Origin of the sequence: Streptoverticillium olivoreticuli subsp. olivoreticuli, from assembly GCF_003391135.1 — a bacterium.
Classification (GTDB): domain Bacteria; phylum Actinomycetota; class Actinomycetes; order Streptomycetales; family Streptomycetaceae; genus Streptomyces; species Streptomyces blastmyceticus.
Window position 1 is genome coordinate 4,695,591 of sequence record NZ_CP031455.1, and the last position, 12,351, is coordinate 4,707,941.

At 71.7% G+C, this 12,351-nt stretch carries 9 protein-coding genes; 3 read left to right on the forward strand and 6 right to left on the reverse strand.

Annotated features, from left to right (window positions below):
• Positions 1-31 precede the first annotated feature (31 nt).
• The 3 genes from DXZ73_RS20565 to DXZ73_RS20575 all read left to right on the forward strand — a co-directional run bounded on the left by DXZ73_RS20565 (position 32) and on the right by DXZ73_RS20575 (position 4,655).
• Entirely contained in the window at positions 32-2,005 is a 1,974-nt protein-coding gene (locus tag DXZ73_RS20565; protein ID WP_116212524.1) for an APC family permease, read from the forward strand.
• 136 nt (positions 2,006-2,141) lie between these two features.
• The gene (gene rarD / locus DXZ73_RS20570) at positions 2,142-3,155 is read left to right on the forward strand and encodes an EamA family transporter RarD (RefSeq protein WP_116212526.1); all 1,014 of its coding nucleotides are present in this window, start codon (positions 2,142-2,144) and stop codon (positions 3,153-3,155) included.
• Between the two features lie 111 nt (positions 3,156-3,266).
• Positions 3,267-4,655, forward strand: a complete 1,389-nt coding sequence (locus tag DXZ73_RS20575; protein WP_116212528.1) for a M28 family metallopeptidase — start codon at positions 3,267-3,269, stop codon at positions 4,653-4,655.
• Between the two features lie 214 nt (positions 4,656-4,869).
• Here DXZ73_RS20575 and DXZ73_RS20580 read toward each other — a convergent pair whose 3' ends face one another.
• The 6 genes from DXZ73_RS20580 to DXZ73_RS20605 form a co-directional block, all read right to left on the reverse strand.
• A complete protein-coding gene (locus DXZ73_RS20580; RefSeq protein WP_116212530.1) occupies positions 4,870-5,757 on the reverse strand; it encodes an ABC transporter permease in 888 nt (295 codons plus the stop codon).
• Positions 5,744-6,751, reverse strand: coding sequence for an ABC transporter ATP-binding protein (locus DXZ73_RS20585; protein ID WP_116212532.1), 1,008 nt, complete (start codon positions 6,749-6,751; stop codon positions 5,744-5,746). Before DXZ73_RS20585 ends, DXZ73_RS20580 begins: the two co-directional genes overlap by 14 nt.
• A gap of 73 nt (positions 6,752-6,824) precedes the next feature.
• Positions 6,825-8,051, reverse strand: a complete 1,227-nt coding sequence (locus DXZ73_RS20590; RefSeq protein WP_116212535.1) for a LolA family protein — start codon at positions 8,049-8,051, stop codon at positions 6,825-6,827.
• Between the two features lie 339 nt (positions 8,052-8,390).
• The gene (locus tag DXZ73_RS20595) at positions 8,391-9,401 is read right to left on the reverse strand and encodes a polyprenyl synthetase family protein (protein ID WP_116212537.1); all 1,011 of its coding nucleotides are present in this window, start codon (positions 9,399-9,401) and stop codon (positions 8,391-8,393) included.
• A 237-nt stretch (positions 9,402-9,638) separates the two neighbouring features.
• On the reverse strand, positions 9,639-10,841 hold the full coding sequence (locus tag DXZ73_RS20600) for an NAD(P)-binding domain-containing protein (RefSeq protein ID WP_116212539.1): 1,203 nt from the start codon (positions 10,839-10,841) through the stop codon (positions 9,639-9,641).
• Between the two features lie 22 nt (positions 10,842-10,863).
• Positions 10,864-12,123: an ATP-grasp domain-containing protein gene (locus DXZ73_RS20605; RefSeq protein WP_116212541.1), complete on the reverse strand. Its 1,260-nt coding sequence runs from the start codon at positions 12,121-12,123 to the stop codon at positions 10,864-10,866.
• Positions 12,124-12,351 lie beyond the last annotated feature (228 nt).

Consider the following 12,351-nt stretch of genomic DNA (forward strand, 5'->3'; position numbering starts at 1 on the left):
GGGCCCGGGGCGGAGCCCCGAAGATACGGCTATGGCCGACCACCCCGAAGTCGTACCCGAGGTCCCCGACCGGCTCGCCTACCGGGTCAAGTGCCGCCTGCTCGGGCGACCGCTGGTCACCCAGGAGCTCGCCCACGAGACGCTGTCCAACCCCCTGGCCCTGGGCGTGCTCGCCTCCGACTGCATCTCCTCCACCGCGTACGGCAGCGAGGAGATGCTGCGCATCCTGGTGCCCGTCGTGGGGGTCGCCGCGTTCACCCTGCTGATGCCGGTGACCGGCGCGATCCTGCTCGTCCTGCTGCTCCTCACGCTCTCCTACCGCGACGTCGTGTCCGTCTACACCCGCGCCGGCGGCTCGTACGTCGTCGCCCGGGAGAACTTCGGGCCGCGCGTCGCCCAGATCGCCGCCGTCGCGCTCCTCGTCGACTACATCGTCACCGTCGCCGTGCAGACGGCCGCCGGCACCGACGCGCTGATCTCCCTCGCCCACCTCACAGGCGACGGCTACACCGGCATCGACCACCTCAAGGTGCCCATCACCGTGGGCGTGGTGGTGCTGCTGATGTACGGGAATCTGCGGGGGCTCCGCGAGGCGGGACGGGCGTTCGCGGCCCCCGCGTACCTCTTCATGCTCGCCGTCGCGCTGATACTGCTCATCGGCCTCATCCGCGCCATGACCGGCGGGCTCCCCCACGCCGACCTGCACGCCTCCGGGGTGCTCCCGCTCGGCACGGCCGGACACGGCTGGCTCTACGGCGCGTCGCTGTTCATGGTGCTGCGCGCGTTCGCGAACGGCGGCTCCTCGCTGACCGGCCTGGAGGCGATCTCCAACAGCGTCTCGGCCTTCCGCAGGCCGCAGGGCCGCAACGCCCGGCGCACCCTCACCGTGATGAGCTGCGTCCTCGGCGTCATGGTGCTCGGCGTCTCCACCCTCGCCCACTTCACCCACGCGGTCCCCTACCAGGACGGCAATCCGACCGTCATCGCGCAGGAGGCGCACCTCGTCTTCGGCGACAGCTGGCTCGGCACGGCCGGGCTGGTCTACGTCCAGCTCGCGACCGCGCTCATCCTCTACACGGGCGCCAACACGCCCTTCACCGGCTTCCCCTTCCTGGCCAGCTTCGTCGCCGAAGACCGCTTCCTGCCGCGCCAGTTGACGCGCCGCGGGCACCGGCTGGCCTTCTCGGGCGGGATCATCTCCCTCACCGTCGTCTCGCTCGCGCTGCTGATCGTGACGCGCGGCAGCGTCGACAAGCTCGTCGCGCTCTACGCCATCGGCGTCTTCACCGGCTTCACCATGGCGGCCGCCGGGATGACCGCCCACTACTGGCGGCGGCCCGAGGAGTCCCACCGGCACTGGAAGGTGGGGGTGAACCTCGTCGCGGCGGTGGTCTCGGCGCTGGTCGTGATCATCTTCGCGATCACCAAGTTCACGGAGGGCGCGTGGCTGGTCGTGGTGATCTTCCCGCTGGGCGTGTGGGCGCTGATCCGCATCAACCGGCAGTACCGCGAGGAGGAAGAGGCCCTGAGCAACGTCCCCGCCCTCGCCACGGACCGGCCGCACTGGCGGCGACACCTGGTGTACATCCTCGTCGACTACCTCGACCTGGCCACGGTCAAGGCGCTGCGGTACGCGCACGAGCTGCGGCCGGACGAGGTGCGGGCCCTGCACTTCGTCATCGACGCGGAGCGGGCGCGGCGGCTGGCCGCGAAGTGGGACGCGACGCCGGGCACGACGGTGCCGCTGGAACTGGTCGACTGCCCGGACCGCCGGCTGCGGCACGCGGTCGCCGGCCTCGCCGCGCGCACCACGGCCGACGGCGAGACGGCCCTGACGCTCCTGATCCCCCGCCGCACCTACTCCCCGCCGCTCGGCCTCCTGCTCCACCCCGACAGCGGCAACGAAATGGCCAAGGCGCTGGAGCAGTTGCCGAACGTGGCGGTGACGGTGCTGCCGTTCGACGTGACCCAGGAGGTGGAGCGCCTGCGCTCGGTGGGCGACTAGGGATCGCCGGGTGCGGGCCCGTGCCGGTGCCCCGCGGGCGCGTCATGACCGTTATCTGATACACCCATGACACCGGCGCACCCGCAGCGCTACCTTCGCAACGTCGCCGCCACCCCCGCACCCCAGGAGCCGCCCCATGCAACCGCCCAGGAACGAGACCCGCACAGGACTGCTGTGCAGCGTCGCCGCCTACTCGATCTGGGGCCTCTTCCCCCTCTACTGGCCACTGCTGGAGCCGTCCGGAGCCGTCGAGATCCTGGCGCACCGCATGGTGTGGTCGCTGGCCACCGTGCTCGTCGTGCTCGCCGCGACCCGGCGCTGGGACTGGATACGCCCGCTGCTCCGGCAGCCCAGGCGGCTGATGATGATCGCGCTCGGCGCGGCCCTGATCTCCGTGAACTGGGGCGTCTACATCTGGGGCGTGAACTCCGGGCACGTCGTCGAGACGTCTATGGGCTACTTCATCAACCCCCTCGTGAGCATCGCCTTCGGCGTCCTCGTCCTGCGCGAGCGGCTGCGGGCCCTGCAGTGGGTGGCGGTCGGGGTCGGCGCGGCGGCGGTCGTGGTGATGGCCGTCGCGTACGGGAAGCCGCCGTGGATCGCGCTGACGCTGGCGATCTCGTTCAGCACCTACGGCCTGGTGAAGAAGAAGGTCGGGCTGGGCGGCGTGGAGTCGATGGCGGCCGAGACGGCGGTGCAGTTCCTGCCCGCCCTCGGCTTCCTGCTGTTCCTGGGTTCGAGCGGCCACAGCACGTACGCGAGCGAGGGCACCGGCCACGCCCTGCTCCTGATGGGCACCGGCGCGATCACCGCCCTGCCGCTCGTCTGCTTCGGCATCGCGGCCGTGCGGCTGCCGCTGTCGGTGATGGGGATGGTGCAGTACCTCGCCCCCGTCTTCCAGTTCGCCCTGGGGCTGCTGGTCTTCCACGAGACGATGCCCGCGGAGCGATGGGCGGGCTTCGCCCTGATCTGGCTGGCGCTGGCGCTGCTCACCTGGGACGCGTTGCGTACGGCCCGTACCGCGCGGGCCGAGCTGCGGGCCGCCCGGCAGAAGGCGGAGCGGACGGAGCGGGACGCCGCTGTTCACACAGAAATCACAGAGGGCACAGGCGTCACAGAAACCCCTGAAGCCACAGCTCAAGGGCGGTAGTTCGGCGCCCGATATCCGGAAACCGGTGTTCGGCGTCCGAAATCCGCCCTTGACGCACCTCACAGGGGCCCCCAACATCATGGCCACGTCAAAATGAGTTGGGAGCCCCCCATGCTTGAACTCACCGGACCACTCAACGGACCTGCCCGAAGAAGCCGCGCCGTCGCCCTCCTGGCCACCGGCGCGGCCCTCACCGCCACCCTCCTCGGCACGGCCTCCGGCGCGGCCCACGCGGTTCCCACCACCGCGCGGACCACCGCCGCCACCGTCGCCAAGGGCCCCGTCAAGACCAAGGCCGGCGCGCCCGCCATCCCCGTGGCCAACGTCAAGGCCCACCTCAACCAGCTCCAGTCGATAGCCAACGCCAACAACGGCAACCGCGCGCACGGCCGCAGCGGTTACAAGGCGTCCGTCGACTATGTGAAGGGCAAGCTGGACGCCGCCGGATTCACCACCACCGTGCAGCAGTTCAGCGCCAACGGCTCCACCGGCTACAACCTGATCGCCGACTGGCCCGGCGGCGACACCGACCACGTCGTCTTCGCCGGCTCGCACCTCGACTCCGTCTCCGCGGGCCCCGGCATCAACGACAACGGCTCCGGCTCCGCCGGGGTCCTCGAAGTCGCCCTCGCCGTCGCCCGCGAGGGCTACAAGCCCGACAAGCACCTGCGGTTCGGCTGGTGGGGCGCCGAGGAACTCGGCATGGTCGGGTCGCAGAACTACGTCGACAAGCTGTCCTCCGCCGACCGGTCGAAGATCGACGCCTATCTGAACTTCGACATGATCGGCTCGCCGAACCCCGGCTACTACGTCTACGGCTACGACGCGGGCCTCCAGAGCCTCTTCGAGAACTGGTTCGCGGCGAAGAACATCGCCACCGAGGTCGACCACGAGGGCGACGGCCGCTCGGACCACGCCCCCTTCCAGAACGCCGGCATACCCGTCGGCGGGCTCTTCAGCGGCGCCGACTACATCAAGACCGCCGACCAGGCGCAGAAGTGGGGCGGCACCGCGGGCCGGGCGTTCGACGCCTGCTACCACCGCTCGTGCGACACGTACGCCAACCTGAACGACACCGCGCTCGGCACCAACTCCGATGCCATCGCGGGTGCCGTCTGGTCGCTGAGCGGCGGCACCACGACCCCGCCGAGCGGCAAGGTCTTCGAGAACAAGGCCCGGGTCGACATCCCCGACGCGGGTCCGGCGATCGAGTCCCCGATCACCGTCAGCGGCGTGACCGGCAACGCGCCGGCCGCGCTCAAGGCCGGGGTCGACATCAAGCACACGTACCGCGGGGACCTGACCGTGGATCTCGTGGGCCCGAGCGGGCGCGCCTACCGGCTGAAGGACTCCAGCGCGAATGATTCGGCGGCGGACGTCAATGCGACGTTCTCCGTGAACGCGTCTTCCGAGACGGCGAACGGGACGTGGAAGCTGCGCGTCCAGGATGTGGCGGCGCAGGACGTCGGCTACATCAACGGGTGGAAGCTGACGTTCTAGCCTCCGGCTGCGGGCCCGTCGCTCCCCCAGTGGCGGGCGGCCTCAAACGTCGGCCGGGCGGCAATCAGCCCGTCCGGCGTTTGAGGACAACGCGCGAAGCGCGTTGGGGGTCCGGGGGTCTCCCCCGCACGCGGCGGAGCCGCAGATCGACGCTGCGGGAAGGGGCGGGGCTGGGGAAAAAGCCCGCCGCAGGCGCGGACGGCCCGCGGCCGAACTACGCCGTCACATCCCGCGACGTGAACCTCGCCCACGCCGCCGACCCGAACACCGCCGCGTACAGCGCCTGAAGGCGCAAATTGTCCAGCAGCTGGTCCCAATACACCGGCTCCCGCAGTAGATCCGCGAAGCTCAGCCAGTAGTGCGGGAAGAGATACGGCTGCACCGCGTGCAGCTGCGGGAACTGGTCGAGGATCTGGACCGTGATCAGCAGCCCCACCGTCGTGGCCATGGCCGCGATCCCGCTGTTGGTGAGCGTGGAGACGAACAGCCCGACCGCCGCGACGCCGGTCAGCGACAGCGCGACGACCCCCGCGATGGCCAGCGCGCGCAGCAGCCCCTCGCCGAAGGAGACGTTCGTCCCGCTGATCAGCGTGACCTCGCCCAAGGGGAACAGCAGCGCCCCCACCGCCAGCGCGGACACGGTGACGACCAGGGTGGCCGCGAGGCAGAAGACCAGCGTCGACGCGTATTTGGCGAGCAGCAGCCGGGTCCGCCCGGCGGGTGCGACGAGGAGATAGCGCAGGGTCCCGGAGCTCGCCTCGCCGGCTATGGAGTCGCCCGCGACCACGCCTATCGCCATCGGCAGGAAGAACGGCAGGGTCGCGGCGAGCGAGGTGAAGACCAGGAAGAGGCCGTTGTTGGTGACCTGGCTGATGAACGCCGGGCCGCCCCCGCCACCCTCGTGGCCGACCGTGCCGCCGCCCCTGGTCTCGATCTTCACGGCGATGCCGACGAGGACGGGGACGGCCGCGAGCACCCCGAGCAGGGCGACCGTCCGCCACCGCCGGAACACCGAGCCCACCTCGCTGCGGAAGAGGGACAGCTGCCACAGCGGGCTCGGGGCCCGGGTGCCGCCCGTGACCGCGGCATCAGCCCGCGACATCGAAACCCTCCCCGGTGAGCGCCACGAACGCGTCCTCCAGCGAGGCGCGTTCGGTGCCGAAGGCCCGGACCCGGACCCGGGCGTGGACGAGCGCGGCGTTGAGGTCCGCGAGATCGAGCGGTGCGGCGCCCTCGGGCGGCTCCCCGGTGGGGAGTTCGCCGGTGACGCGGTCGTCCACGACGACGAGATCGGTCACGCCGTGCTCCTTGAGGACGCGGACGGCGTCCGAGGTGTCGGGGGTGGTGACGGCCAGCCGGCCGCGCGTGGAGGAGGCCAGCCCGGCGACCGTGCCCTGGGTGAGCAGCCGCCCCTGGGCCATGACCGCGGCATGGGTGCAGACCTGCTCGATCTCGTCGAGGAGGTGCGAGGAGAGGAAGACGGTGGTGCCGTCGGCCGCGAGCTCCCTGACGAGCGTGCGGATCTCCCGCATGCCCTGCGGGTCCAGGCCGTTGGTCGGCTCGTCGAGCACGAGCAGCTCGCGCGGCTGGAGCAGGGCCGCGGCCAGCCCGAGGCGCTGCTTCATGCCCAGGGAGTACGCGCGGGCCTTCTTGCCCGCGGCGGCTACGAGCCCCACCCGGTCGAGCGCCGCGTCCACCCGGGCGGCCCGGGTACGGGGATCGGCGGTCGGGTCGGCGGCGTCGAACCGTACGAGGTTGTCCCGCCCGGACAGGAAGCCGTAGAGCGCGGGCCCCTCGATCAGCGCCCCCACCCTGGGCAGTACCCGACGGCCCGCGCGGGGCATCGGCTCCCCCAGCACCTCGGCCGAGCCCGAGGTCGGCTCGATGAGGCCCATGAGCATCCGGATGGTGGTGGTCTTCCCGGAGCCGTTGGGCCCGAGGAACCCGAAGACGCTCCCGCGCGGCACGGTGAGGTCGAGCCCGTCCACGGCGAGCTGGCCGCCGCGGTAGCGCTTGGTGAGGGCGCGGGTGTGGACGGCGGCGTCCGGATGGCGCCGACCGGCAGCGGAGGGCGCACGCTCGGCAGACCCTGGCACCCGCCTTCCCCCCTTCGTCACGCTTTTGTGGAACATCCTCGGCCGGCCTCGCCGGGCCGGCCGAGGAGGGTGCCTACTTCGCCGCCTTGATGAGCGCTTCCTTCGTCACCGCGCCCGCGTACACCCGGCCGTCGTCCGTCATCAGGACGTTGACGAGGCGGGTGCTGAAGACATGGCCCGAGCCGAAGGGACCCGAGACCTTGGTGCCGAGGGTGTCCAGGAGGGCACCGGCGCCGCCGGCGTTCTTCCCGAGGCCGCCGCCCTTGGCCTTGGAGTCCTTGCTCGCGCCCGCGGGCGCCTTGAACTGGGCGATCGACGTCCAGCTCTTGCCCACCACGTCGAGGCCCGACATCTCGCCCGGCGTGGCCGGAAGCGCGCCCTTGTGGTCCCGCTGCGCGCCGTCGCCCTTGTCCTCGGTGACCTTGGCGCCCTTGGGCGGGGTGAAGTCGAAGGTGCTCGCACCCGGCTTGGCGAAGTCGACCTTGGTGAAGGCCGCGTCGACCGCCGCCTTGCCACCGCTCTTCGGGGAGAGCGTGAACTTCAGCGGCACACCGGTCTTGGCGTCCACCGCGATCCGCACCGAGCCGACCGTCGACTCCTCGGCCTTCGGCTTGACGACCAGCTGATAGGCGTCCCGCCCGGCCACCTTGGCCGTGCCGCCGACCGACACCGACGTCGAGTCGTCCACGGCGGCGAGGGCCTTCTTGGCCAGCTCCTGCGGCGACGCGCCCTTCAGCTCCTCCGGGCCGGCGTGCTGCCCGGCATCGGCCTTCCCGCGCGGGGCGGTCGAGTGGTGGACGGTGTTGCTGCCGCTGTCGTACGCCCAGACCTGGTCGCCGTTGCGGATCAGGCTGTACTCCGCGGCGGGCTCGACGATCGACACGCGCTGCTTGTCGGGGCCGTCGACGGCGACGCGCAGCGTGTGCGAACCCGAGGCGAGCTCGGTGAGCTTGGCCTGCGGGGAGACGTCCGCGCCGCCCTTCTTCCCGTCGTGACCCGCGCCCAGGGCACCGAGCGAGGCGCCGCCCGGCAGCGACGGCAGACCCAGGTCGGTGGTCACCTTGACCGAGCCGGACATCTGCTGGACATCCGACTTGGCGACCTTGGCTATCAGGTCCTCCGCGCTGATCTTCGGCAGATCGGGGTCGCCGCTCTTCGCCAGCGCCGGGACGAGCCCGATCGTGGCCGCCGCGAGGCCCGCCACCGCGACCGGCACGGCATAGCGGACCGCCTTGCGGCGGGCCGGTGTGCGATGGCCCTCCGGGCCTTCGGCAACCTGGGTCGGTTCAATCCGTGCCATGTGCCCATACCTCCGTCGTCGGCGCCCCCCGGGCCTTCTTCATTGTGGCCCTGCCGCTGGTTGGTGGCGCAGTGTCAATTGCACCAAAGCCGGCCGGCTCGCGCGTCAGCCGCGGGGAGCACTTTCCCGTACCTCTCGGGTATGACCCGGCGTCACGCCTGCGGCGGGCTTTCTCCCCAGCCCCGCCCCTTCCCGAAACCGGGGGCTCTGCCCCCGGACCCCCGGGGTGCGCAAAATTCAGCCCGTCCGGCGATTGAGGACGCTCCCCCAGACTCCGTCCGGGGGGACCCCCAAGGGCGCTCCCGCCGCAGGCGGCAACGGACCGCAACCCAGGGCCGGTCAACCAGCCCGGTGCACGACCGCGTCGCAGAGGTTTTCCAGGGCCGCCTTCGCGAAGCACTCCGGCAGGGGGGCGAGGATCGCCCGTGCCTCCTGCGCGTAGCGCACCGTGTCGCGGCGCGCCTGCTCCAGCGCCGGGTGCGCGCGCAGGCGGCGCAGTGCCTCGGCGTGCAGGGTGTCGTCGGTGAGGTCGCCGTCGAGGAGCTCGCACAGCTGGAGGTCGTCCGCCGAGCCGGTCGCGGCCGCCTGGGCCCGCAGGTGCAGCACCGGCAGCGTGGGGATGCCCTCGCGCAGGTCGGTGCCGGGCGTCTTGCCGGACTCGTGGGAGTCGCTGGCGATGTCGAGGACGTCGTCGGCGAGCTGGAAGGCGATGCCGAGCCGCTCCCCGTAGTGGGTGAGGATGTCGACGGTGCGCTCGTCGGCGCCGGACATCATCGCGCCGTAGCGGGTGGAGACGGCGATCAGCGAGCCGGTCTTGCCCGCCATGACGTCGAGGTAGTGCTCGATGGGGTCGCGGCCGTCGCGCGGTCCCGCCGTCTCCAGGATCTGGCCGGTGACCAGCCGCTCGAACGCCTCGGCCTGGATGCGGACGGCCTCCGGTCCCAGGTCGGCGAGGATGTACGAGGCCCGGGAGAAGAGGAAGTCCCCGGTGAGGACGGCCACGGAGTTGCCCCAGCGGGCGTTGGCGCTGTCGACGCCGCGCCGCACGTCCGCCTCGTCCATGACGTCGTCGTGGTAGAGCGTGGCCAGGTGGGTGAGCTCGACGACGACCGCCGAGGGCACGATGCCCGGGGCGTGCGGGTCGCCGAACTGCGCGGCGAGCATCACCAGAAGCGGGCGGAACCGCTTGCCTCCGGCCCGGACGAGATGCTGGGCCGCCTCGGTGATGAAGGGCACGTCGCTCTTGGTGGCCTCCAGGAGGCCCTCCTCGACGGCGGCCAAACCGGCCTGGACATCGGCTTCAAGAGCCTGGTCCCGCACGCTCAGCCCAAAAGGCCCGACGACGGTCACGAGGGGTACTCCTGTCTGCCTGCGAACACGGGGATTGTCGATGTGTCGCTGTCTCCACCGAAAGTCAGCGTATCCGGTCGGCTGTCGATCACCGTGGGCGCCTTCCCGGTCGACCAGACGTGTGCCCCGTTATGCGCTTGGTCACCCACCGGGAGCAAGCCCCCGGAACCCCTGACCGAAGGCCGGACGGACCGGATCCGGCTGCATGCGGAACCAGTCCGTCCGGCACAGCGTGGCCTACGACAGCGCGCCCACCGCCCTCGCCAGCCGTGGCGACGCGTACTCCGTGCCGCAGACGAACCTCATGACCGGGCCGTAGCTCGCCGCCGCCGGGAGGCCCGTGAAGAACAGGCCCGGGACCGACGAGCGGTAACCGGGGCCCAGCCGGGGCCCGCCCGCGCCGACCGCGAGCCTGGTCCGCAGACCGTGGCCGAGGAAGTCGAGGGCGGCCAGGTCGACCTGGTAGCCGGTCGCGGCGAGGACGTGGTCGGCGGCGAGCTCCCCCTCGGTGGACCCGTCGGGCCCGGCGAGGAGCAGAACCGGACGACCGTCCTCCACCCGGGCCCGGACGATCCGCTTGCCCTCCGACACCTGCACCCGGCCGATGAAGCGATCCCGCAGCCACCAGGCGCCGAGCGGCCCGAGCACCCGCTGGACGAGGTACTTCCGGGTCGGCGCCGGGAGCCGGCGGAATCCGTCGGCGTGGTACGAGAACGCGTACAGCGACCAGGCCCGCCCGAACGGGGTGTCCGGCTTCAGCGGCGACTGCCCGTCCGGCGCCGCCCCGAAGCGCACCGCGCCCCGCCGCCGGGCGAGGACCCGCACCGACGCGGCGCCGCCCTCCGCGAGCAGCACGGCGCTCTCCAGCGCCGACTGCCCCGCACCGACGACCACCACGTCGCGGCCGGCGAACCGCGACAGGTCGTCGTGCTGCGAGCTGTGCGAGACCGGGCCGCTCACCGACGGGCCGTCCGGCACGGCCGCGGCCAGCTCGGCCGGCAGCCGCGCGAGCCCGCTGAGCCCGGTGGCGACGACCACGGCACGGGCCGCGAACTGCTCGCCGGAGTCCAGCTTCAGCTCGAAGCCCGTGGACCGCCGGTCCACGGACACCACCCGCGTCTGCTCCAGATCGGGCACCAGGCGCTCCTGGAACCACAGGCCGTAGCGGGCGAAGGTCTCGACCGGGATGGCGTCCCAGTCCGATTCGTAGCGCCGCTCCCCCGCGTCGCGGCAGAAGTCGAGCAGGGTGTGGCCCGGTTGCGGTGCGTCGATGTTCGAGGCCACGGGGGTGGATTTCAGCAGCATTCCGGCGGGCATGTGGGCCCTCCAGCTCACCATCGGCGAGCCGAACACACGGGTCGCTATGCCGTGCGCCCTCAGGTGGGCAGCGGTAGACAGTCCGTACGGACCTGCCCCGATGACTACGACGGGAAGTGTCACGAGTCCCCTCCCAGGGCGTTGCTTACTCGACGAGAGCAGCGGCACGCCTGGAGCGCCACAGCTGCCAGAGGTGCCGAACGCCCGGCCTGACGAACCGGGCGAGCATGGTGAAGAACGGCTTCATGTCGTCACGCGCGACCCAGGCCAGCTCCGTGCCGCTCGCCCGTGCGGGCGCGTGCGGGGTGGTGTATCCGCTGCGCCGGTAGGCGGCGAGGGCCGGCAGGTCGATGTTCTCGACGACGAACCGGCGCCCCGCGAGCTGCTCGCCCTCGGGGACCTTGCGGCCGGTGAGGTCGAGATGCTGGGCCCGGACGACGTCGACGCCCGCCTCGTTCTCGAACAGGCGGAACTGGGCGCCCATCCGGGGGTTGAAGTCGAGGAGCTTGTAGCGGCCGTCGCGCCGGTCGAAGCGCCAGTCGAGGTCGATGATTCCGCAGAAGCCGATCTGTTTGATGAACTGCGCGGCCATGTCGGCCAGTTCGGGGTTGTCCACGACGTAGGCGTTGGCGGTCATGCCCGCGTGCGGCGGCCAGGAGCGCACCTTGACCCCGGTGAACATCGCGAGGGGGGTGCTCTCCGCGTCGAAGTACGCGTGCACGATCCAGTCCTCGGCCTGCTCGCGGGGCAGGTACTCCTGGAGGATCACCCCCGGCGACGGGCCCCAGCCGCGCGCGAGGGCCAGCAGTTCGCGGGGGCCGGCGATGCGGGTGGTCCCGTGCACGGCGGGCCTGCTGCGCCGCTCGAACGCCTCCCGGTTCTTCGCCACCAGGGGGAAGCGGGCGCGCCCGGCGTACTCCTCGATCTCCTCGTACGAGGACGGGAAGAGGGCCTCGGGGGACGGCACCCCGTGCTCCACGCAGAGCTCGTGCAGGCCCTGCTTGCTCGCGAGTCTGCGGGGCAACTCCCGCTCCACCGGCGGGAAGAGGAAGCTCGCGGACAGCTGCTCCGCGTGCTCGGCGACCAGGACGGCCGCCTCCTCGTCGGTGGGCAGCAGCACCGCGGGGCGGCCGATGGACCGCCCGATGCGCAGCAGCCCCTCGACGAGCTCCTCGGGCCGCTCCCGGCCCGTGGTGGGCCAGACGAAACCACCGTGCAGATAACGGGATACGGCGGCGGGGGTCCAGCGGTCCTCGGTGATGGCGTACATCGGGATCCCGAGTCTGCCGAGACTGCGGATCGCGCCGACCCCGCCATGATGCAGAGGGTAATCGCCGATCTTCACGATGAGCCCCGGAACGGACCGGTCCGCCGCGATGGGCGTACTCCTGCTCGCCACCAGCATCCCCCTCGGCCACTCAGCCGCAGCGGCCCCCCACTGTGCGTGACCCGATTAAGGACGCTACTTCGGAATTACCGCTTCCAGCAAGGAATTACCGGACATTGCTCGCCCTTTAGTGAGCGGTCGGACAGCGGTTCGGACCAGGTCCCGGGCGGGTGTTCGGAGCCGGTGCGCAAGGCGGTCCGGACGGGGCGCGCCCGGCCCCCGCGAGCGCCTCGCGCACGCCCCCCG